General features: G+C 48.5%; 22 protein-coding genes, 1 tRNA gene and 1 riboswitch. Of the genes, 1 reads left to right on the top strand and 22 read right to left on the bottom strand.

Translation table 11 applies throughout. The annotated features are described in order from the left end of the window. Positions 1-38: 38 nt before the first annotated feature. From G3255_RS07380 to G3255_RS07365, 4 genes are all read right to left on the bottom strand, one after another. Positions 39-1,019 (bottom strand): tetratricopeptide repeat protein, encoded by a 981-nt coding sequence (locus tag G3255_RS07380; RefSeq protein ID WP_211653904.1) that lies wholly within the window; start codon positions 1,017-1,019, stop codon positions 39-41. Positions 1,020-1,083: 64 nt separating this feature from the next. Further along, complete coding sequence (locus G3255_RS07375) at positions 1,084-1,518, bottom strand: OsmC family protein (RefSeq protein WP_211653903.1); 435 nt, start codon at positions 1,516-1,518, stop codon at positions 1,084-1,086. Between the two features lie 102 nt (positions 1,519-1,620). Continuing rightward, complete coding sequence (locus tag G3255_RS07370) at positions 1,621-2,217, bottom strand: YdcF family protein (protein WP_211653902.1); 597 nt, start codon at positions 2,215-2,217, stop codon at positions 1,621-1,623. Between the two features lie 177 nt (positions 2,218-2,394). Beyond that, positions 2,395-3,312, bottom strand: coding sequence for a PhzF family phenazine biosynthesis protein (locus G3255_RS07365; protein WP_211653901.1), 918 nt, complete (start codon positions 3,310-3,312; stop codon positions 2,395-2,397). Between the two features lie 601 nt (positions 3,313-3,913). Here G3255_RS07365 and G3255_RS07360 point away from each other — a divergent pair. Beyond that, a complete protein-coding gene (locus G3255_RS07360) occupies positions 3,914-4,660 on the top strand; it encodes a polysaccharide deacetylase family protein (protein WP_211653900.1) in 747 nt (248 codons plus the stop codon). Between the two features lie 223 nt (positions 4,661-4,883). On the opposite strand, the gene G3255_RS07355 is transcribed toward G3255_RS07360, so the two are convergent. The 18 genes from G3255_RS07355 to G3255_RS07270 all read right to left on the bottom strand — a co-directional run bounded on the left by G3255_RS07355 (position 4,884) and on the right by G3255_RS07270 (position 21,310). Continuing rightward, positions 4,884-4,957: transfer RNA gene (locus G3255_RS07355), tRNA-Arg, on the bottom strand. Positions 4,958-5,041: 84 nt separating this feature from the next. Next, positions 5,042-5,638, bottom strand: a complete 597-nt coding sequence (locus G3255_RS07350) for an XTP/dITP diphosphatase (protein ID WP_211653899.1) — start codon at positions 5,636-5,638, stop codon at positions 5,042-5,044. Then, a complete protein-coding gene (gene rph, locus G3255_RS07345; protein ID WP_211653898.1) occupies positions 5,635-6,384 on the bottom strand; it encodes a ribonuclease PH in 750 nt (249 codons plus the stop codon). The genes G3255_RS07350 and rph overlap by 4 nt, the downstream gene beginning before the upstream one ends. A 76-nt stretch (positions 6,385-6,460) precedes the next feature. Next, complete coding sequence (gene racE / locus G3255_RS07340) at positions 6,461-7,264, bottom strand: glutamate racemase (RefSeq protein ID WP_283092937.1); 804 nt, start codon at positions 7,262-7,264, stop codon at positions 6,461-6,463. Positions 7,265-7,280: 16 nt separating this feature from the next. Further along, the gene (locus tag G3255_RS07335) at positions 7,281-7,733 is read right to left on the bottom strand and encodes a MarR family winged helix-turn-helix transcriptional regulator (RefSeq protein WP_058381035.1); all 453 of its coding nucleotides are present in this window, start codon (positions 7,731-7,733) and stop codon (positions 7,281-7,283) included. Between the two features lie 74 nt (positions 7,734-7,807). Then, positions 7,808-8,275 carry an acyl-CoA thioesterase gene (locus G3255_RS07330; protein WP_211653896.1) on the bottom strand — a complete coding sequence of 156 codons (468 nt, stop codon included), beginning with the start codon at positions 8,273-8,275 and terminating at the stop codon, positions 7,808-7,810. Positions 8,276-8,407: 132 nt separating this feature from the next. Continuing rightward, positions 8,408-9,178 (bottom strand): succinate dehydrogenase iron-sulfur subunit, encoded by a 771-nt coding sequence (gene sdhB / locus G3255_RS07325; protein ID WP_211653895.1) that lies wholly within the window; start codon positions 9,176-9,178, stop codon positions 8,408-8,410. Between the two features lie 25 nt (positions 9,179-9,203). Further along, entirely contained in the window at positions 9,204-10,952 is a 1,749-nt protein-coding gene (sdhA, locus tag G3255_RS07320; protein WP_211653894.1) for a succinate dehydrogenase flavoprotein subunit, read from the bottom strand. A 45-nt stretch (positions 10,953-10,997) separates the two neighbouring features. Continuing rightward, positions 10,998-11,609 (bottom strand): succinate dehydrogenase cytochrome b558 subunit, encoded by a 612-nt coding sequence (locus G3255_RS07315; RefSeq protein ID WP_283092913.1) that lies wholly within the window; start codon positions 11,607-11,609, stop codon positions 10,998-11,000. Positions 11,610-11,989: 380 nt separating this feature from the next. After that, entirely contained in the window at positions 11,990-13,216 is a 1,227-nt protein-coding gene (locus tag G3255_RS07310; RefSeq protein ID WP_211653892.1) for an aspartate kinase, read from the bottom strand. Between the two features lie 103 nt (positions 13,217-13,319). Beyond that, a riboswitch (Lysine riboswitch) is annotated at positions 13,320-13,494 on the bottom strand. Between the two features lie 41 nt (positions 13,495-13,535). Further along, positions 13,536-15,329 (bottom strand): excinuclease ABC subunit UvrC, encoded by a 1,794-nt coding sequence (gene uvrC, locus G3255_RS07305; protein ID WP_211653891.1) that lies wholly within the window; start codon positions 15,327-15,329, stop codon positions 13,536-13,538. A 53-nt stretch (positions 15,330-15,382) separates the two neighbouring features. Then, positions 15,383-15,697 carry a thioredoxin gene (gene trxA, locus G3255_RS07300; RefSeq protein ID WP_058381042.1) on the bottom strand — a complete coding sequence of 105 codons (315 nt, stop codon included), beginning with the start codon at positions 15,695-15,697 and terminating at the stop codon, positions 15,383-15,385. Between the two features lie 269 nt (positions 15,698-15,966). After that, positions 15,967-16,206, bottom strand: a complete 240-nt coding sequence (locus G3255_RS07295) for a hypothetical protein (RefSeq protein WP_211653890.1) — start codon at positions 16,204-16,206, stop codon at positions 15,967-15,969. A gap of 127 nt (positions 16,207-16,333) precedes the next feature. Then, entirely contained in the window at positions 16,334-17,302 is a 969-nt protein-coding gene (locus tag G3255_RS07290) for an electron transfer flavoprotein subunit alpha/FixB family protein (protein WP_211653889.1), read from the bottom strand. A gap of 49 nt (positions 17,303-17,351) precedes the next feature. Continuing rightward, entirely contained in the window at positions 17,352-18,125 is a 774-nt protein-coding gene (locus tag G3255_RS07285; protein ID WP_101805170.1) for an electron transfer flavoprotein subunit beta/FixA family protein, read from the bottom strand. A gap of 20 nt (positions 18,126-18,145) precedes the next feature. After that, on the bottom strand, positions 18,146-18,919 hold the full coding sequence (locus tag G3255_RS07280) for an enoyl-CoA hydratase (protein WP_211653888.1): 774 nt from the start codon (positions 18,917-18,919) through the stop codon (positions 18,146-18,148). A gap of 17 nt (positions 18,920-18,936) precedes the next feature. Further along, on the bottom strand, positions 18,937-19,521 hold the full coding sequence (gene fadR, locus G3255_RS07275) for a fatty acid metabolism transcriptional regulator FadR (protein WP_058381046.1): 585 nt from the start codon (positions 19,519-19,521) through the stop codon (positions 18,937-18,939). A 97-nt stretch (positions 19,522-19,618) separates the two neighbouring features. Further along, positions 19,619-21,310, bottom strand: a complete 1,692-nt coding sequence (locus G3255_RS07270) for an AMP-binding protein (protein ID WP_211653887.1) — start codon at positions 21,308-21,310, stop codon at positions 19,619-19,621. Positions 21,311-21,340: the final 30 nt, after the last annotated feature.

Raw genomic sequence — 21,340 nt, 5'->3', positions numbered from 1 at the left:
CCACATTATATCACACATACGAGCAGGTTCAACTATTTCTAACCGTTGCGCAATTCTATGTATGCCTCGGCCTGCATGAGCAATTCCAGCAATTTCGGATCGGCTTTTGCTCCTACTTCTCCGCTGAACAAACTATCGAGATACGCGTGGTAGACTTCAGCGATCTCCGCTTCCTCAAACTCTTCCCAGAAAAACGGGTAGAGCAGGTAAATATGCCGGTCGACCAGTTCCATTGCCATCTGCAGCTTAGCGGGCTCTTTCTCCAAAGCCTCCTCCAAGCGCTTGCGAATTCCAAGCAGACGAGCATCCTTCAATGGATCAGGCAGCTCGTCAATCGCCAGCTCATTTGAATAATGGAACTTTTCGACACTCACCGTCCCGCTGATCTGCTGTTCACGGAGCATGAGCAGTAGATAGGATTTCGCCACCCAATCCACTTCCGGATGCTTGATCAATTCGATTAGCTGCTTCTTCATGGCACCATACGCTTCTTTTGGCAATTCAGTCACCCGCTGCTCCTGTTCGGCAGCGCTAAGCGGCAAAAATTGCTCCAAGCTGAATTGGCCCGTTTCCCGTTTGGCAGAGGCTGCGCTTTCAGCGATGCGTTCATTAAGGTCGCGCAATTGATGGAATTGCTCCAAACGCTCTTTTGGCAAGACGTTTTCCTCGATGAGCACTTCGATCATCTTCTCGGCTTCTTCAAATTCCTTTACTTGCATTAAAATGCTTATGTATAGCTCCATCGTCTCCAAATAATGGATCGGCCCGACGCGCAGCAATTCCTGAACGACTTCGAGCGCTTCCTCGAATTCCCCCAGCTCGTACAAGCTGTAGGCATATCCGCCGAGCGCCGCTGCATGGTCCGGCTCGTAGACGAGCACTTGGTACAGTTTATCGCGGGCATCGGCGTATTGTTCATTCTTTAGACTGGTCATCCCTTCCGAGAGCAGCCGCGTGACCGTTGTCGGAAAGACGATGACATTGCCCTTGCGCTTCAAATCCCCAAATTTCTTCCGCATCCTACCACCTCTTTGTCCATTCATCATACCATAGGGAAATACACTGTGAAAACGAAAGCTGGCGCTATTTTGCGCCAGCCTCTTCGCCGTTCAAAACCAATTTGTACACGACGTCCGCTTTTAAGGAATGGGCAACCGGACAGTATTTCTCCCCGCTCACTTCGATGGCATGCCAGACTTTATCCGCGTCGATGTCGCCTTCGACAATAAAGGTCACGGTAATCGCCAAAAATTCCTTCGGCGGATTTCGGCGCTTGTCCCCTTGCGTGACGATTTCGATAGAGCGAACCTCTTTCATCCTGGCGCGCAGAATCATCACGACGTCCATGCCGAAGCATCCGGCAAGTGAGCCGAGCAGCGCCTGCATCGGAAGCAACCCTTGGCCGTTCCCGACTCCCTGATGAGCATCCATCCGGAGCGTATGGCCGCCTTGACCCGCAGCTTCAAATACAAAATCCCCTTGCCATTTCGTGCTGAGCTTCAGTTGATCGGTTTCCATCTACAACACACTCCTCACAGCATTTTTATCAGTGTATCACTCAGGGCTGCGCTGTTCATCTGTTAAATAAAAAACTGTCCACGCATCAGCGGGACAGTTTCATTAAATGACGGCGTGCATCGCGACGTAGGCCATATAGCAAACAACTTCACGGGCAAAGAAAGGGGCGATGTTCGCAAAGCCCTTGAATTCAGTCGAAGGCGTCGGCGAGGAATGGGCATCGATCCCGGCGTGTTCCGCCATAAGCAGCGCCCGTTTCATATGTAAGGGGTCGCTGACAACGAGAAAGCTCGACAAACCGTTTTCATCCGCCAGTTCACCCGCGAAACGAAAATTCTCTTCTGTGATGAGCGATTGAGTCTCAATCAGGATATCCTCTTCCGGGACATGATTGCGGATGGCAAAGTCTCGGCTCACGACCGACTCGGCGAGGTCCGCCCCGTCCGTGATGCCTCCTGTAAAGATGATCTTCTCGACATAGCCCGCCTCGTATAGATCGATGGCGTGGCGAATGCGCTGCTCGAGTACCGGCGAAGGCTCTCCGCCGACGACTTTCGTGCCGAGCACGATCGCCGCATCAGCTTCCATCAACTCGGATTCACTGGCAAAGGTCCAAATGCTCGTCGCCGTCGCCGCAATTAAAATGGTTAATATAAGGGAAAGTACGATCAAAATCCGTTTCCATTTGTTTCTGAACACGTGTCATTTCCACCTTTAGGTCTGTTTTTTCTCTATCTTTTTCCATTATACGACATATTTCGCAAATAAACAGTGAAAAATCAAATGTCCATCATTTGAACACAAACTGTAAGCTAAGTTTTATACTATGGGGAAAAACGTTAATGCACCAAAAATCAGCGAAAAATCGATACATCCTTAGAGGAACAGCTGTCCTTTCCCGACTATGACCGAATTGCCCGCAATTTTCACTTCTGAAATAGCGCCGGTGTGGCCAATAACCTTGATATCAATTGCGCTTGGCCGTTTCATTTCATAGCCCTGTTCACTTCGGATGACATGTATTCCATTCTCATGAGCATGCAGTATTTGGTGTTCAACCAAATATGCACCAAGCGGGCCGCTAGCTGCGCCGGTTGCCGGATCTTCGGCAATTCCCATTGCCGGCGCAAACATTCTTCCATGTACAGAAGCATCTCGATTTTCAGTTTCCGTCGTAAATGTGAAAATGTGCTGAGTATCTGGATTTTCACTAAAATACCGCTCCCATACATCCAGCCGGAAATGAATCCGTTGAATCGCTTGAAGTGAACGCAGCGGGATGAACAGAAAAGGCACACCCGAGGACACAGATTGAACCGGAAAATCCGGATGAAGATCATCGGCTGCTAATGAAAGCAGTCCGGCAGCTATTTTTCTATCCAGAAACTCTTCCCCGAAAATGGGCACCGGTTGTTTCATTTCAACCTTAAGAATCCGCCCTCGTTCCTTATGGACTGTTACTGGGACTTCCCCTATTCCTTCTTCAAGCACCCATTCATTCCATCCTTCTTCCGTAGGCACTGCACCAGAAGAAGCTAAAATATACGCTGCCCCGATTGTTGGATGTCCTGCCATCGGGAGTTCCATTTGCGGTGTGAAGATCCGCAGCTTCCTGACATTCGCCTCTTTAGCTGGAGGAAAAACAAATACTGTTTCAGATAAGTTCAACTCCTGGGCGATGTTCTGCATTTCTTCTCTTGTCAAACCGTTTCTTCCTTCCACGACGGCCAATTGATTTCCACCGAAAGGCGTGTCAGTAAAAACATCTGCCAATGTATAATTTAAGGTTTTCATCACCATTCTCCTTATAATCTATTTTTTCGACAAGTTTCTTACAACGGTTTTGTTTGCTTACCTTAACATGTTCTTCCTGTTGGAATTATTCGTTTCTCCAGTTGCCTGTATCATTTCCGGTATTGAACAACCATTCGAAAAAAAGTTGCTGCGACAACCGGCATATATTAAGAGAGCTACTCTATTTATTTCGATGTTCCATTCTGATTCCCTTTTTACCGCTGTTTCATTTCACATGCACATAGTCATGAAAAAACCCCTACATAACTTCATTACTGGGTGCAAATCAACCATGGTGATTGAAACGGTTTAGAATATTTACTGCCACGAGCAATAACCAGGCGCCCTCTTCCAATTAAATAATAAGAAAATTCAGATAATAAGAGACTTTAAACCTCACTAAATGATCAAGTAGTGTTACAATGACAGCGAATTTAAACTAAAGACGGTTTATGTTCTCTTTTCTTCTTCGAATAATGCTGCAGAAGAGAACAGGAAAGGAGAGCTGAGGCAACATCTTCTAAAGCAGTAGATAGCTTACCTCCATCCCTGCAGCACTTTTTATGGCGACCACAACTCCAAACTGGAAAGGATGATTTTCATGAAAAAATTACTGGTAGCTTCCCTGCTTCTCGTTTCCTTGTTCATAGCAGGGTTCAGCACTCACGCGGCCGCAGCTGACATTGAAATTCCTGTGGTGAATTATCATGTTATTTCCTATGATCCCGAGCCGAATAATCTATATCAGTACAGCGTAGAAGAATTCGAGAAACAAATGGCTTACTTGAAGGAAAATGGCTACAGTTCATTGAGCATCAATCAGTACTTCGAAATTTTGGATGGAACAGCAGCTATGCCAGCTAAACCGATCCTCATCACATTTGATGACAGTACCGATGATTTTTATCCGAACGCCTTTCCAATCCTGGAAAAATACGATTTAAAAGCAACCCAGTTTACGATTGCAGATTGGGTAAACGATAGTCAGAGCATGACGGCTGAAGAAATTACAACCGTCATGGAGAAAGGCATCGACATCCAAAACCATACATCAACACACCCGTCTCTCGATCAACTGAGCTACGACGAACAATACAACGAAATTAATGATGCGACGGCAACACTCAAATCTATTACCGGCGAAACGACGGAAGTGTTCGCTTACCCTTACGGAGCTTACAATGACGACACGCTTGCAGTCGTTGAAAATCTTGGATTTAAAGGAGCATTCACAATAGAGGGGGGCGTGAGTACTGACGAGGACAGTCGTTACGAGCTTCCCCGCTTCATGATCCTGAACGGTGATACTTTGGACGATTTTATACGGAAACTTTCGACCGGCCATTAATAGTGTTACCGAAGAACAGCAGCTAGGGAGCCCCCAGCTGCTGTTTTGATTGACGCATCAAATAAGCCACTTTTTCGACATAAAAAAACCTCCCAACTATAAAATTGGGAGGTTAATTTGTTTGGATGATTAATCGGAGATACTTTTTAAAGTTAGAATACCTTTAGAAATACCTGAGATCATCAAACCGTTGAACTGATTAAGTTGCTCTAAACTACAATTACGTCCCAGGAGGGATTCGAACCCCCGACCGACGCCTTAGAAGGGCGTTGCTCTATCCAGCTGAGCTACTGAGACATGACTTTCCTCACGAAAGACAATTTTAATTATAGAAATCATCCGAGGAAAAGTCAATGCTATTTCAAAAAAATATCTAAATTCTTATTTCAGCCACTCCGGCATCGCTTCGCTGAGCTCGCGTAATGCTTGGCCGCGGTGGGAGATGGCCGCTTTTTCTTCGGGTTCGAGTTCCGCCATGGCACGCTCCTGGGCAGGCACGTAAAAGATCGGGTCGTAGCCGAAGCCGTTGTCGCCTCTGCGCAAGCGCAGGATTTCGCCTTCACATGACCCGGAGAATGTTTGGGTTTGTTCTCCCGGCGCCGCGACCGCCAAGACGCAGCGGAATCGCGCACTGCGCTCTCCCTCCGGTACACCAGACAATTTCTCCAGCACTTTATCGATATTGGCGTCGTCGCTCTTTTCGCCCCCCGCATAGCGGGCAGAATAGACGCCTGGTTCTCCGTCCAATGCATCGATCTCAAGGCCGCTGTCATCCGCGATGACCGGGATGCCGAGTTCTTTAGCGACGCCTTCCGCTTTCAGGATCGCATTAGCTTCGAATGTCGTGCCGGTTTCTTCGATGTCGAGGTCTTGTGCCACATCTCTCAAGGTCAATACTTCATAGCCTAGAGGAGACAACAAAGTTTCAAAGTCTTTGGCTTTTCCTTTGTTTTGTGTCGCAATGACGATTTTTTTCATAGGGCAGATTCCACCTTTTCGCCGATCCGCGACGACAATTCGCCGATCGCTTGTTGTTGGATTTTGATCAATTGCTGGATCCCTGCTTCACCGAGATCGAGCATTTCGTTCAATTCCTTGCGGCTGAATGTCGCTTCTTCGCCGGTGCCTTGCATTTCGACGAATTCACCGGCCCCTGTCATGACCAGGTTCATATCGACCGCTGCCGTTGAATCTTCTTCGTAATTCAAGTCCAGGATAGCTTGCTTGCTGCTATTGATGCCGACGCTTGTAGCGGCCAAATAATCCGTCACCGGGAATACCGGCACGTCCAATTTGCCGAGTGCGATGGTCATGGCGATAAAAGCTCCCGTGATGGACGCTGTACGCGTCCCTCCATCCGCCTGGATGACGTCGCAATCGATCCACAGTGTGCGTTCGCCAATCTTCTCGAGATCGACGACAGCGCGCAAGGAACGGCCGATCAGGCGCTGGATTTCCATCGTGCGCCCGCCGAGCTTGCCGCGCGTCGCTTCACGCTGGTTGCGGCTTCCTGTCGCGCGTGGCAACATGGAATATTCCGCCGTTACCCAGCCCTTGCCTTGGCCTCTCAAGAAGCCTGGGACACGCGACTCGATTGTCGCTGTGCAAATCACTTTCGTCTGGCCGACCGTAATCAGGACCGATCCTTCCGGATGGATCAAATAATCCGTCTCTATCTCCACCGGGCGCAGTTCATTTGCTTGTCTATTATCAATTCTTGTCATCATTGAATCCTCCTCATGTACTCAAAAAATCTTACCATAATTCTGCCTTAACGACAAAAACCCGGCGGCTGAGCCGTCAGGTCTTTGGGAACTGGATCGAGCGGATGCACGGATCGTCGATGGCAAGCCATTTTTTGATGATTGTGCGGAAAATCTCCGTCGAACCGGATGTATAAAATTGATGGACGGGCGGTTTGCGGCGATCCGCAAATTTGTCCTGGTAGCTCAAATGGCGCGAAACGTCTTTAGCTGTTTCTTGCGCTGACGACAGAACCGTTACGGTGCCGCCAAGCTCTTGCTCAATAAATCCTTGAAGCAGCGGATAATGGGTGCATCCGAGGATGGCCGTGTCGAATTCCTTCGATTTGATTGCCGATAAAGTCTCGGCTACCATACGGCGGGCGAACTCCCCTTCATACTCATCACTTTCCACGAGCGGAACAAAACGCGGGCACGCCAATTGGACGACGTCCGAAGACGACACGAGCGATTTGATGGCTGTTTCATAAGCGCCGCTTTTGACCGTTCCGAATGTGCCGAGCACGGCAATCTTCTTTGTCGAAGAGGATTTGATGGCGGCGCGTGCTCCAGGGAAAATAACCCCGATGACTGGGATCGGCAATTTTTTCTGCAAGGAATTGAGCGCTGCGGCCGTTGCCGTATTGCAGGCAATGACCAGCATTTTAATATTCATTTTCATAAGCGCTTCTGCCATCTGCCACGTATAGCGCCGCACTTCCGCAAGCGGACGGGGGCCATACGGACAGCGTGCATTGTCGCCGATATAACAGATTTTCTCATTAGGCAAAAGTTTCATGATTTCTTTGGCGACGGTCAACCCGCCGACGCCCGAATCAATGACTCCGATTGGCGCATTCAATGTCATAGCCCCGCTCCTATTTCATGTTGATATGCATTTTCTCCAACAAGCTTGAAAATTGCTCGACTTCCTCTTCACTGAAGTCTTCGAGTACTGCTTCTAAATAATCCTGGCGCTTCTTGATCACTTCTTCAATGATCCGTTCGCCTTCTTTCAATAATTTAATACGCACCACCCGGCGGTCCTGCTCCTCGCGGATACGGACGACCAAATCGTTCTTCTCCATCCGGTCGACCAGATCGGTCGTTGTGCTAAACGCCAAAAACATTTTATTCGATAAATCACCAATAGTCATGTCGCCATGTTCGAACAGCCATTGAAGGGCCACGAACTGCGGCGGCGTGATGGTATACGAATTTAAGATTTCACGGCCTTTTTGTTTGATGATCCCGGATATATAACGCAATTCCTTTTCCATAAATGCCACACGCTCTAAATCGTGGCGGCGGTTTAAGTTGTCTTCAGTCATAGACTTGGTTCACTCCCTAGCTACTGGTATTTGTTCCATCGTGACGCTTTCGAGCCTCTAAGGCAAGAGCCGTATTATTTACCGGAAGAAGTCAGACTTCCACTCTGCAACATTGTTTTCTGTGAGTCGTTCCACGGATGGCCTTTGCCGCTCGATTTAGAGATCTGGACCACGGCGCCCCTGCCAGTGAAACAAGTCTCCTGCTGATCGTTTACTGCCCAATAATGGATGTCTGCCGATGAGTTTCCTATTGATTGCACTTTCACGTAAATCTTCAATTGTTCATCAAAAAATACTTGACGGACGAAATCAACTTGCATGTCCGCCACGACCGGAATCAAATCGCTGTCTTTTGAAAGCCAGTCTTGCATTAAACCGATTTCTTTCATGAATTCGATTCTGGTGTATTCAAAATAAGCGATCGGTACCGTGTTGTTGACATGCCCAAACATGTCCGTTTCCGAAAAGCGCACGTGCACCGGTGCGTAAAAGGTGAAGCCCTGCTGCCATTTAGTGAAATCCTCTATGTATGCTGCTCTCATTCCAGTTCCCCCTGTAAAACGTTTCTCATTTTGTTAGTATAGCAAAAACTGGCGCAAAGAACATCTGTTTCAGCCAAGCTCAGGCATTTTCAACTGAAACAAAAAAACTCCGCCATAAAGGCGGAGTGTAGATTAGTCGACCATATGATCGCTTCCGAAGAAGTTACGGAACATTTGGATGCTCACGTCGCGGTTCAAAGCTGCGATTGACGTTGTCAATGGAATGCCTTTCGGGCAAGATTCCACACAGTTCTGTGAGTTACCGCAATCCGCAAGGCCGCCTTCGCCCATGATCGCGTTCAAACGCTCGTCACGGTTCATGGCGCCTGTCGGATGCGCGTTCATCAAGCGGACTTGGGAAAGCGGAGCTGCACCGATAAAGTCGGATTTATCGTTGACGTTCGGGCAAGCCTCGAGGCATACGCCGCACGTCATACATTTAGACAATTCATATGCCCATTGGCGTTTACGCTCAGGCATACGCGGACCTTCGCCCAGATCATGCGTACCGTCGATCGGCACCCACGCTTTGACCTTCTTCAGTGAGTCGAACATGCGGCTGCGGTCTACGATCAAGTCGCGGACGACCGGGAATGTTCTCATTGGCTGAAGGCGGATCGGCTGTTCCAGTTGATCGACAAGAGCTGTACACGACTGGCGTGCTTTGCCGTTGATGACCATTGAACATGCGCCACAAACTTCCTCAAGGCAGTTCATGTCCCAGTTGACTGGAGTTGTTTTCTTTCCTTCTATGTTGACCGGGTTGCGCCGGATTTCCATTAACGCGGAAATGACGTTCATGTTGGCGCGATATGGCAATTCGAACTTTTCCCAGTACGAACTTTCGTCAGTAGAGTTCTGGCGTTCGATTTCGAAAATAACCGTTTTTGCTGCTTCACCCATGGTAAATTAGCTCCCTTCTTTATTGCTATGCTTTCGCGGAATAATCGCGTTTGCGTGGCGGGATCAAGCCAGTGTCGACTTCTTCATAATGGAAGATCGGCGCATCGTAACCGTTGAATTTTGCCATAGTCGTCTTCAGGAATTCCTCATCATTACGTTCCGGGAATTCCGGTTTGTAATGAGCGCCGCGGCTTTCGTTGCGTTTCAACGCACCGATCGTGATGACACGTGCTAAATGTAGCATATTTTTCAGCTGGCGGGTAAACATTGCCCCTTGGTTGCTCCAAAGTTGCGTATCCGTCATGCTGATGTGGTTAAAGCGTTCAAGAAGCTCTTGGATTTTGCGGTCTGTTTCTTCGAGGCGGTCATTATAACGTACGACCGTCACGTTGTCCGTCATCCATTCGCCGAGTTCCTTGTGCAGGACGTAAGCATTTTCAGTTCCGTCAAGTGCAAGGATCTCGTCCCATTTACGCTGCTCTTCAGCTTCGTGCTGAGCGTAAATATCATTTGGCAAGTCTTCCGCTAGGACTTCCAAGCCTTTGACGTAATCAAGGGCATTCGGTCCAGCGACCATACCGCCGTAGATGGCTGACAAGAGCGAGTTTGCGCCGAGACGGTTCGCACCATGCTGGGAATAATCACATTCACCAGCTGCCAATACGCCAGGGATATTCGTCATCTGATGATCGTCGACCCACAGTCCGCCCATTGAATAGTGGACTGCCGGGAAAATTTTCATCGGAACTTTACGCGGATCGTCGCCTGTGAATTTCTCATAGATTTCGATGATGCCGCCCAGTTTGATGTCGAGTTCTTTCGAATCTTTATGGGAAAGGTCCAAGTACACCATGTTCTCGCCGTTGATGCCGAGTTTTTGGTTAACGCACACATCGAAGATTTCGCGTGTCGCGATATCACGAGGAACCAAGTTTCCGTAAGCCGGGTATTTTTCTTCCAGGAAGTACCAAGGCTTGCCGTCTTTATACGTCCAGATCCGTCCGCCTTCACCGCGTGCAGATTCTGACATCAAGCGGAGCTTGTCGTCGCCAGGAATCGCTGTCGGGTGGATTTGGATGAATTCGCCGTTCGCATAATAAGCGCCTTGCTGGTATACGATCGATGCAGCAGAGCCTGTGTTGATAACAGAGTTCGTGGATTTTCCGAAGATGATCCCTGGTCCGCCAGTTGCCATGATAACAGCATCCGAACGGAACGATTTGATCTCCATTGTCGTCAAGTTCTGTGCAGTGATCCCTCTTGAAATGCCTTCGTCATCGATGACGAGGCCAAGGAATTCCCAGCCTTCATATTTTGTGATCAAGCCTGCGACTTCATAGCGGCGGACTTGCTCGTCCAGTGCGTAAAGCAATTGCTGGCCAGTTGTTGCGCCTGCAAATGCTGTTCTGTGGTGCATCGTGCCCCCGAAACGACGGAAGTCAAGAAGCCCTTCAGGCGTACGATTGAACATGACGCCCATGCGGTCAAGCAGGCGGATGATGCCAGGTGCTGCATCAGCCATTGCTTTAACCGGCTTTTGGTTAGCTAGGAAGTCACCGCCGTAAACGGTGTCATCCAAGTGAATTGCCGGGGAATCCCCTTCACCTTTTGTATTCACCGCTCCGTTAATGCCGCCCTGTGCGCACACAGAGTGAGACCGTTTAACGGGAACGATGGAAAATAGATCGGCAGGTGCTCCTGCTTCAGCAACTTTAATTGCTGCCATTAGGCCAGCTAGGCCCCCACCGACGATAGAAATTTTGCCTTTCGCCATTGTAGTGTTCACTCCTCTTTTAATTCACCAATGTTTGGGACATCCTTAAACGAATGCAAACAATGCTCTGATACCAATGATCGATAATACAATAAAGACTAGAAGTGTGAAGTAAGTTGAGTAGCGCTGTGCTTTCTCGGAAACCGTGATTCCCCACGTTACAAAGAAAGACCACAATCCGTTCGCAAAATGGAATGTTGCGGACAAGACACCCACTACGTAGAACGCGAACATGAGAGGATTCGTCAGGATGTTTTCCATCATGTTGAAATCTGCTTCTCCCGCTCCAATCGCAACTTGGAATCTTGTCTCGAAAATATGCCATGCGATAAAGACCACTAGGAAAACTCCGGTATAGCGCTGTGCAACAAATAAAATGTTGCGCATGTAGCTGTAATGCCCCGGGTTGTTTTTCGCCGTGAACGCTATGTATAAACCGTAGAAAGCATGATACATGAGCGGCAAGTAGATGACGAAAATCTCCAGGAAAATGACGAATGGAAGATTCGCCATGAAGTGGGCAGCTTGGTTAAACGCTTCCACGCCCTGCGTAGCGAAATGGTTGACGATCAAATGCTGCGTCAAGAACAATCCGATTGGAATGACCCCGAGTAAAGAGTGCAGCCTGCGCATTAAAAATTCACGATTGTTATCCAAAAATTTTACCCCCCTCAAAAACATTAGTTGGCAGCACAAAGTTTTCCTATATCAGGAAAATATCTCCGCGTTGCTATAAGCATCATGTACAAGAATATGACATATTTATTGTACTCCCCCCCTCTAGGAGCGTCAAGGCAAGTAAGCCTTTTTGAGCGCATCCCGTCTAGGGTCTGTGAAGGTTTTTACGGATATTAAATAGGAAAGAAATCATGAAAAGCTATATTTTTATTTCGAAACAGGCGAGATATAGGCATCCGTTTCACTGTTTTATAAGCTCATATAGGACCGTAATGGCGTTATTTAAAATTTGAACAAAATGTGAATTTTTACACAAACTCTTGGGAACGCAAAAAAGCCCAGCTTGGCTGGGCTTTTCCTTATCTGACAGACGCTGGCGTCAGTCCGTATGCATCGTGGAGCGCATTTGCTGAGCGTTCCATTTTACTCGCCGGGACTACGACAGATACTTTGATTTCGGAAGTGCTGACCATTTTTACCGGCACATCCTGCGCACGGAGAATATCGAACATTTTTGCCGCGACGCCTGGATTCGATACCATGCCGGATCCGACGATCGACACTTTCGCCAAGCCGGTTTCGATATCGATGGTGTTATAGCCGATCTGTTCCTGCGCTTCCGACAACACGCGCTGCGCTTCTGCCAGGCTGTCTTCTTTAATCGAAAAGGAAACAGATGGCGGAAACTCCTCACTGATGCTTTGCACAATGATGTCGACATCGATTAAATGATCTGCCAAGCTCGTGAAGATATTGGCGAGCGAGCCATTGAATGGCTTAGTGTAACTGACAGTGATGCGGGCGATGTCTTTTTCGAATGCTACGCCGCGCACGATTAGATTTTTTTCCACAGTGATCACCTCTTGTATGATAGTCCCCGGTTCATCCGAGTAGCTTGCCCGCACAGAGAGGGGCACTTGATTGTTTTTGGCGAATTCCACAGCTCGCGGATGAAGGACTCCCGCCCCGAGATTGGCCAATTCGAGCATTTCGTCGTATGAAATCTGTTCAAGTTTGCGGGCGCCTGTGACATAACGCGGGTCAGACGTGTAAACTCCGTCAACATCCGTATAGATTTCACATTTTTCAGCGCCTAAAGCAGCTGCTAGCGCCACAGCGGTCGTATCGGATCCACCGCGGCCGAGCGTTGTGATATTGCCGCTCTTGTCAACGCCTTGGAATCCTGCGACCACACAGAACAAGCCAAGGTCAAGTGCCTCCTCCAAGCGCTGTGTGTGGATTGTTTCGATGCGCGCATTGCGCGGGACGGATTCCGTTTCGATGCCCGCCTGCCAGCCTGTGAAACTCAAGGCATCGTGGCCTAGTTTTTTGAACGCCATCGCCAACAACGAAATGGTCACTTGTTCACCTGTAGCGAGCAGCATGTCCATTTCACGCTTTGGCGGCTCGCCGGAAATCTCTCCCGCAAGGCCGAGCAGCGTGTCTGTCGTTTTGCCCATCGCCGAGACGACGATGACGACGCGCTTGCCTTGTTGTTTTTCCCGGATGGCGCGTCTTGCCACGCCTAGGATTTTTTCCGGAGACGCTACGGACGTCCCCCCGAACTTCATTACGATTGTTGTCATTCTCTCCACTCCCACTTAAAGTAAGTGGCCCTCAACAAAAAAGAGGCAACTCGCCGATTGCCCGGCAAGCTACCTCTCTTCTCATGTACGATTTCAAACGTCCATGTGAGATAGCCCTCCAGAGTCAAACTCTGACAGCCCTGCATCTCTTAAATGCAGGACCAGCATACGCGCAAGCAGTGCGCCGTAAACTTCGGCGGGCGTCCCTTTCGGCATCCTTCACAGATTCTGCAAATCTCGGAATGCTTACTATTGACGGCCGCTCCTCTATCATCACTTTTTACAAGTGATTCAATTGTGTTCTTACAATACCACGAAGTTATTCCTGTTGCAACGGCTGTTCTTTGAAATGCCGCTCGATTTCCACGGCCAGTTTCTCGGGAATGCCGGCCTGCTGAATTTCGTCAGCGTTCGCTTCCTTGATTTTCCGTACAGAGCCGAAATGCTTCAGCAATTGCTGCTTACGTTTCGGGCCGACGCCTTGCAAGCCGTCGAGCGCGGATTGAATCGAATTCTTGCCGCGCAATTGACGGTGGAAGGTGATGACAAAACGGTGGACTTCATCTTGAATGCGCTGCAATAAATAAAATGCTTCACTCGTGCGTTTGAGCTCCACCATCTCGACCGGATTTCCGTACAGAAGCTGGGACGTTTGGTGCTTGGCATCTTTCGCGAGGCCGGCAATCGGAATGTCGAGCCCGAGTTCGTCTTCGATGATTTCGCGCGCCGATTCGATCTGGCCTTTGCCCCCATCGATGATAATCAAGTCGGGCAGCGGCAAGCCGTCCTTCAGCACACGGCTGTAGCGTCTGCGGACCACTTCACGCATTGCCGCATAATCATCGGGCTTCTGCGCGGAGCGGGTTTTGTATTTCCGGTAGTCTTTCTTCGACGGTTTGCCGTCGATAAAGACGACCATCGCAGACACTGCATCCGCCCCTTGGATATGGGAGTTATCGAATGCCTCAATGCGCAGCGGCGTGTGGATGTTCATCGCTTCGCCCAATTCATTGCAGGCACCAACCGTACGTTCTTCCTGGCGCTCGAGCAATTGGAATTTCTCCTTGATGGCGATTTCCGCGTTCTTGCGCGCGAGCAACACCAAATCTTTTTTCTTGCCGCGCTGCGGGACGAGTACTTTCGCGCCGAGCCACTCTTTCAGGAATTCTTCGTCTTCCGCTTCCTGCAACAGGATTTCATTCGGTTTAATATGATCCGGCTTTTCATAGAACTGGCCGAGGAATGTCAAGAATTCTTCTTCCGGGTCTCGGTACAAGGGAAACATCGACACTTCGCGCTCGATGAGCTTTCCTTGGCGCACGAAAAATACTTGCACGCACATCCAGCCTTTATCAACAGCGTAAGCAAAGACGTCGCGGTTGGTGAAATCGTTCATCGCCATTTTCTGCTTTTCCATGACCGATTCGATATGGCTGATCTGGTCGCGGTATTCTTTCGCCCGTTCGAACTCCAGGTTCTCCGCCGCCTCGCTCATCTTTTCTGTCAGCTCCTGCTTTACTTCACGGAAGCCGCCGTTGAGGAACCGGCTGATGCCATCGATCATTTCGCGGTACGTATCCTTTTCCACCGGCTTGACGCAAGGCGCCAGGCATTGGCCGAGATGGTAATACAGGCAGACGCGGTCCGGCATCGTATGGCATTTACGAAGCGGGTACAACCGATCCAGCAGCTTTTTCGTTTCACTCGCTGCATAGGCGTTCGGATAAGGGCCGAAATATTTCCCTTTATCTTTTTTGACCTGCCTCGTGATAACCAGTTTCGGGTGGCGTTCACCCGTGATTTTCAAATACGGATAGGTCTTATTGTCTTTCAGACGGATATTGTATTTCGGGTCGTGCTTTTTGATCAAGTTCAATTCAAGGATCAGCGCTTCTTTGTCTGAAGACGTGACGATGTATTCAAAGTCCTCGATTTCATTGACGAGGCGCTGGGTTTTCGTATCGTGGCTGCCGGTAAAGTAAGAGCGCACCCGATTTTTCAGCACTTTTGCCTTGCCGACATAAATAACGGTCCCTTGGCGGTCCTTCATCAAATAGCAGCCCGGCTGGTCCGGCAATACTGCCAATTTATGTTGAATCATCTCATTTTTCATTTCCTCACCCTATTTAAAAAACCGGGTTCCACGAATGGGACCCGGTTTTGGAATTATGCGTGTTTTTCAACCAATTCAGCCAAAGCTTCTTTTGGACGGAAGCCGACGACTTTATCGACTGTTTCGCCGTTTTTCATCAAAAGAAGTGTCGGGATGGACATGATGCCGTATTCGCTAGCTGTCTGCTGGTTTTCATCAACATCCAATTTCACGATTTTCACTTTATCGTCCATATCTGCATCAAGTTCTTCAAGAACTGGAGCGATCATTTTACAAGGCCCGCACCATGCTGCCCAAAAGTCTACCAATACGAGACCTTCTGAAACTTCTTGTTTAAAATTCTGATCTGTTCCTTTAACGATTGCCATGTATAATTCCTCCTTAAGTGATAACCAAACTATATTTCGATTATAGCAGACGTGATTTACGCTAGCTATTTATTTGCCTACTCCTTCCATACCCGGCTGTTGTTGCCGTTAAACGGACTGGGGTCGATGGATTATGAGGATGGTTATAGTCCAGGGACTTTCACTGCAAGGGCACGCTTTACATCTCAAGCTTAAATTTTCAGTTACTCCCCCCCCCTGAGTTGCTCATTATCGATCTCATTTAACCGGCAACATAGGAACCTTCATTCTCAGGAGCTTCCTACTGTGTACTTTGCAAAAAGTACTAAAAGGATAAATGAGGCAAGGAGCGATAAATAAGCCGTCGACTTGTTGCCTTCTTTAATATCCGCAATACCACTGAGTAGGAACGATGCTGCTAATAGGCCATAAATGACATTATATAAAATCATTATGTCCGCATTGAATAGATCCCAGATAATAAGAACTAAGGCAATAAAAGATAAGATTCCGCTTAGTATTTTCAACATTTCCTCACACCTCCTTCTTTTACATCTCCGTTAGAAAAAGTTAGACGAACCCGGAAGCCTTGATCAACATACTGTATCATGCCCTTCATCATTAAAAAACAACCCGCATAAATGCGGGTTGCTGTGATTACATAACTTTCTTGAATTCTTCTGTGAGCAATGGGATGACGTCGAATAGGTCTCCGACGATTCCGTAGTCTGCTACTTTGAAGATGTTCGCTTCTGGGTCTTTATTGATCGCAACGATGACTTTGGAGTTGGACATCCCTGCCATGTGCTGGATCGCACCGGAAATTCCTGCTGCGATGTAGAGATCAGGTGTAACGACTTTACCTGTCTGTCCGATCTGCAAGGAATAATCACAGTAATCTGCGTCACACGCACCGCGTGATGCTCCGACTGCGCCGCCGAGAAGGTCGGCCAGTTCCTGCAATGGCTCGAAGCCTTCCTTGCTCTTGACGCCGCGTCCGCCGGCGATGATGACTTTCGCTTCAGAAAGGTCGACGCCTTCTGCTGATTTGCGGACAACGTTTTTGATGATCGTGCGCAAGTTCGTAATATCGACCGACAAGCTCGATACATCGCCAGAACGCTCTTCACGCTCAAGCGGCGCGATGTTGTTCGGGCGCACGGTAATGAAGACAACGCCGTCTTCTTTCAGTTTCACTTTTTCGAATGCTTTACCGGAATAGATTGGGCGGATGAAAACAGCGTCAGCACCTTCCCCTTCGATATCCGTTACATCTGAAATCAAGCCGGTTTGCAATTTCGATGCGATTTTTGGCGACAAGTCCTTGCCGACCGCAGTATGGCCAAAGACGATTGCTTCAGGTTGTTCCTGGTCGACGACCGCCATGAACGCCTGGCCGTAACCATCAGATGTATAGGATTTCAAGTGTGGGTGCTCAACCGTAATGACACGGTCAGCGCCGTAAGCTACCAATTCGTTTCCAAACTCGCTCACTGCTTCCCCAAGCAAGACAGCAACAACTTCTCCGCCGCCTGAAATTTTCTTGGCTGCGGCAATTGCTTCAAATGATACGTTGCGCAAAGCGCCTTCACGCGTTTCGCCCAATACTAATACTTTTTTCGACATAGTCCGTTAACCCCCTAAGTAGATGTGAAAATGAATGATTGGCGTACGTTTATATAACTTTCGCTTCAGAGCGAAGCAAGCTGACCAGTTCAGAAACTTGGCTTGGAATTTCGCCTTCCAAAATACGGCCGGCTTGTTTTTTCGGCGGCAAGTAAACTTCGATCGTTTCCGTTTTCGCTTCTACATCGTCTTCTTCAATATCCAGATCATCGAGCTCAAGCTCTTCAAGCGGTTTTTTCTTCGCTTTCATGATTCCTGGTAGCGATGGATAGCGCGGCTCGTTCAAGCCTTGTTGAGCTGTAACCAATAAAGGCAATGAAGTTTCAAGCTCTTCTGCATCCCCTTCGATATCACGGACGATTTTCACTGTTTCGCCCTCGATTTCAAGGCTTGTGATCGTCGTCACGTAGTTGATATCAAGCAAGTCAGCTACACGCGGGCCGACTTGTCCGGATCCACCGTCGATCGCTACGTTACCTGCAAGAATCAAGTCCGCTTCTTTGTCTTTCAAGTACTCTGCCAGTATGTAAGCTGCCGTAAACTGGTCCATTTCCTCGACATCATCTTCTGTATTGATCAAGACCGCTTTGTCAGCGCCCATTGCAAGTGCTGTGCGCAATTGCTTTTCAGCTTCTTCGTCGCCGATTGTGACTACTGTCACTTCGCCGCCGTGAGCGTCTCGGACCGTGATGGCCTCTTCGATCGCATACTCGTCATATGGGTTAATGATGAATTCAGCACCATCTTCTTGAATCTGGCCACCGGAGACAACCAGCTTTTCTTCTGTGTCAAACGTACGTTTTACCAATACATAAATGTTCATGAACGTAAACCTCCCAAGTATTATTTCCCTTTAAATTGTGCTTCGCGTTTTTCCAGGAAAGCGCTAATGCCTTCCTTCGCGTCTTCCGATACGAAGACCGTACCGAACGAATCTGCTTCTGCTTTGACCCCTTCTTCAAATGCCCCGCGCTTCGAATACTGAAGCATGTCGATGGCCGCCTTGACGGATACCGGGCTCTTTTTCGCAATTTTCTTCGCAATTGAAAGCGTTTGCGAAAGAAGGTCTTCTTCGCCGAACGAACGGTTGGCAAGACCGAGCTGCACTGCTTCTTCGCCTGTAATCGGATCACTCGTCAAGAGCATTTCAGCGGCTTTGGCCACTCCGACATAACGCGGCAAGCGCTGTGTTCCAGCAAATCCAGGAATCAAGCCCAATTGCAGTTCCGGCAATCCCAGTTTAGCATTTTCTGTGACAAAACGCATATGGCAACTCATGGCGAGCTCCAAACCTCCGCCGAGTGCGGCACCATGTATCGCGGCAATGACTGGCTTATGGAATGTTTCCACGCGTTCAAATACGGCTTGGCCACTCGCCGACAGTTTCGAGAATTCTTCCCCTGAGGACACTTCCGTAAACTCTTTGATGTCGGCCCCTGCCGAGAAGAAACGCCCTTCTCCGTGCAAGACAATTGCGCGGACATCCGAGTCGTTTTTCACTTCATCCAGAAGCGCATCGACTTCTAAGATCAGCGCGCGAGACAATGCATTTGCCGGCGGCCGATTGATCGTCGCGATCGCTATCCCATCTTCTTTTTTCCAGCTGATAAATTCCACCTGCTCATCCCCTCCCTTTACGCTTGCATGCCTTTCAGCAATAAGCGCTGCACTTTCGGTGCGAGTTCGACCAAATCATACTTGTGATCGTTCATCACCCAGGTAGTAATGGTCTCATCCATTGTACCAAAAACCATCTGGCGGGCTAAACGAATATCCATATTTTGATCAAATTCTCCTGACTCGATGCCACTGATTAAAATCCGGTCCATCAATTTCAAATATCCCCGCAATACATTGTTGATCTTCATGCGGATGTCATGATTGGATTGACGAAGTTCAAGCTGTGTCACGATCGCTAGGTGCAGATCGCTTGCGAGCAAGCTGAAATGGCTGTTGATCATCATGCCGAGCTGATCGGCAGCACTTGCATCTTTGGCAATAATTTTTTCCAACTCACTGACGAACACGCCCATCTTCTCTTGGAAGACGGAAATAAGAATGTCTTCTTTGTTCTTAAAATACAAATAAATCGTCCCGTCCGCTACACCGGCTTGCTTGGCAATTTTCGAAACTTGCGCTTGGTGGTAACCATTCTCTGCGATAACAATAACCGCAGCATCGATGATTTGTTTATATTTCGGTTTATCCTTCTTTACCATCTTGTCACCACCCAAAAAAATATGAAAATATGAATGGCGATTCATTCATATTTTCATATTATCGTTTTGTTTAAATTGTGTCAAGCTTTTGCCTTAGTTAAGAAGGAACTGCTTCGTCGCGTTTGGCGATCTCTTCATCCACCAGCGATCTGCGCAATATTTTACCGACCGCCGTTTTCGGAAGTTCTTTGCGGAACTCATAAATACGCGGGACTTTAAATGCAGCAAGATGTTCGCGGCAATGTTTATCCAATTGTTCTTCTGTTACAGTATACCCTTCTTTCAATACGATGTATGCCTTTACTGTTTCGCCTCGGTACGGGTCCGGGATTCCTGCGACGACGCATTCCTGGATTGCTTCGTGTTCATACAGCACTTCTTCGATTTCCCTTGGATAGATATTGAAGCCTCCTGCGATGATCATGTCTTTTTTGCGGTCGACGATAAAGAATTGCCCTTCGTCGTCCATATAGCCAAGATCCCCAGTCAATAGCCAGCCGTCGACAATCGTAGCCGCCGTAGCGTCCGGACGGTTCCAATAGCCTTTCATCACCTGCGGCCCTTTAATGGCGATTTCCCCGATCTGCCCGTTTGGTACAGGATCAGTCGTTCCCGGAAGGAAGATTTCGCAATCCGTGTCTGGATACGGCATGCCGATCGAGCCTTTTGTCCGTTCGCCCCATACGAGATTCGAGTGGGTAACGGGTGATGTTTCAGTCAGGCCATAGCCTTCGACGAGCTTGCCACCCGTAATGCGTTCGAATTTCTCCTGTACTTCCGTCGGCAATGGTGCCGATCCACTCAAGCATGCTTCAATGGAAGACAAATCGTATTTCTGGATGTCCGGATGGTTCAGTAGGCCAATGTACAGCGTCGGTGCGCCAGGGAACAAGGTCGGTTTTTGTTTGTTGATGGTTTTGAGCGCCTGCTCTGGGTCGAATTTCGGCAATAGCACCATTTTATTGCCCTGCATGACGGACAAAATCAAGACAGTCGTCAATCCGTACACATGGAATAAGGGAATGATGCCCATGATCGTTTCTTCCCCACGCGTCGATTTATAAAGCCAAGCGTCGCACATCGTCGCATTGGAGATTAAATTGCGGTGCGTCAGCATGACACCTTTTGGCGATCCGGTCGTTCCGCCAGTATACTGCAGCAGCGCCAAGTCTTCCTCAAAATCAAATGGCGGCTTAGTAATTTGCGGCGAAGCTGTTTTCATGATTTCCGTAAAGAGGTGATTGATCCCCCGGTGCTCAACTTTCACCGTCATGCCGTATTGCTTTTTCTGGATGAACGGGTACACCAGGTTTTTTGGGAATGTCAGATAATCTTTGATGCCCGTGACGATAACGTTCTCAAGATCCGTTTCTTTGATCACTTTATTGATCCGCGGGAATAAAATATCAAGTGCAATGATCGCCTTGGCACCGGAATCCTTCATCTGGTAGGAAATTTCCCGCTCCGTATAAAGCGGATTTGTCATGACGACGACGCCCCCAGCGTAAAGAATCCCATAAAAACTGATGACCGCCTGTGGACAGTTCGGCAGCATGATGGATACCCGGTCGCCTTTTTGGATACCTAGCTTTTGAAGGTAATTGGCCATCTTCATGGCAGATTGGTACAATTCTTCGTAGCTAAGATCCTTGCCCAGGAAATGAATTGCAGTCTTTTGCGGAAAGTCTTCATAGGCTTTCGTCAAATATTCCTGGACTGGCATGCTCGGATACGTTAGCGTGTGCGGTACTTCCGCCGGATAATGAGCTAACCACGGTTTTTCGGACATACTTTCTACCTCCCCCTCTTTTATCTGAAT

The sequence above is a fragment of the Planococcus sp. MSAK28401 genome (assembly GCF_018283455.1).
Taxonomy (GTDB): Bacteria; Bacillota; Bacilli; order Bacillales_A; family Planococcaceae; genus Planococcus; species Planococcus alpniumensis.
The sequence above is the reverse complement of the archived record's forward strand: the minus strand, read 5'-3'. Positions and strand labels throughout refer to the sequence as shown.

Bases quoted from the DNA above. Each gene is read 5' to 3' on its own strand.
- sdhB (WP_211653895.1), bottom strand. From the start codon at position 9,178: ATGGGTGAAGCAGCAAAAACGGTTATTTTCGAAATCGAACGCCAGAAC.
- G3255_RS07360 (WP_211653900.1), top strand. From the start codon at position 3,914: ATGAAAAAATTACTGGTAGCTTCCCTGCTTCTCGTTTCCTTGTTCATA.
- G3255_RS07330 (WP_211653896.1), bottom strand. From the start codon at position 8,275: ATGAGAGCAGCATACATAGAGGATTTCACTAAATGGCAGCAGGGCTTC.
- G3255_RS07310 (WP_211653892.1), bottom strand. From the start codon at position 13,216: ATGACAACAATCGTAATGAAGTTCGGGGGGACGTCCGTAGCGTCTCCG.
- G3255_RS07380 (WP_211653904.1), bottom strand. From the start codon at position 1,019: ATGCGGAAGAAATTTGGGGATTTGAAGCGCAAGGGCAATGTCATCGTC.
- G3255_RS07295 (WP_211653890.1), bottom strand. From the start codon at position 16,206: ATGTTGAAAATACTAAGCGGAATCTTATCTTTTATTGCCTTAGTTCTT.
- G3255_RS07335 (WP_058381035.1), bottom strand. From the start codon at position 7,733: ATGACTGAAGACAACTTAAACCGCCGCCACGATTTAGAGCGTGTGGCA.
- trxA (WP_058381042.1), bottom strand. From the start codon at position 15,697: ATGGCAATCGTTAAAGGAACAGATCAGAATTTTAAACAAGAAGTTTCA.
- rph (WP_211653898.1), bottom strand. From the start codon at position 6,384: ATGACAAGAATTGATAATAGACAAGCAAATGAACTGCGCCCGGTGGAG.
- G3255_RS07270 (WP_211653887.1), bottom strand. From the start codon at position 21,310: ATGTCCGAAAAACCGTGGTTAGCTCATTATCCGGCGGAAGTACCGCAC.
- G3255_RS07290 (WP_211653889.1), bottom strand. From the start codon at position 17,302: ATGTCGAAAAAAGTATTAGTATTGGGCGAAACGCGTGAAGGCGCTTTG.
- uvrC (WP_211653891.1), bottom strand. From the start codon at position 15,329: ATGAAAAATGAGATGATTCAACATAAATTGGCAGTATTGCCGGACCAG.
- fadR (WP_058381046.1), bottom strand. From the start codon at position 19,521: ATGGTAAAGAAGGATAAACCGAAATATAAACAAATCATCGATGCTGCG.
- G3255_RS07375 (WP_211653903.1), bottom strand. From the start codon at position 1,518: ATGGAAACCGATCAACTGAAGCTCAGCACGAAATGGCAAGGGGATTTT.
- G3255_RS07285 (WP_101805170.1), bottom strand. From the start codon at position 18,125: ATGAACATTTATGTATTGGTAAAACGTACGTTTGACACAGAAGAAAAG.
- sdhA (WP_211653894.1), bottom strand. From the start codon at position 10,952: ATGGCGAAAGGCAAAATTTCTATCGTCGGTGGGGGCCTAGCTGGCCTA.
- G3255_RS07365 (WP_211653901.1), bottom strand. From the start codon at position 3,312: ATGAAAACCTTAAATTATACATTGGCAGATGTTTTTACTGACACGCCT.
- G3255_RS07350 (WP_211653899.1), bottom strand. From the start codon at position 5,638: ATGAAAAAAATCGTCATTGCGACACAAAACAAAGGAAAAGCCAAAGAC.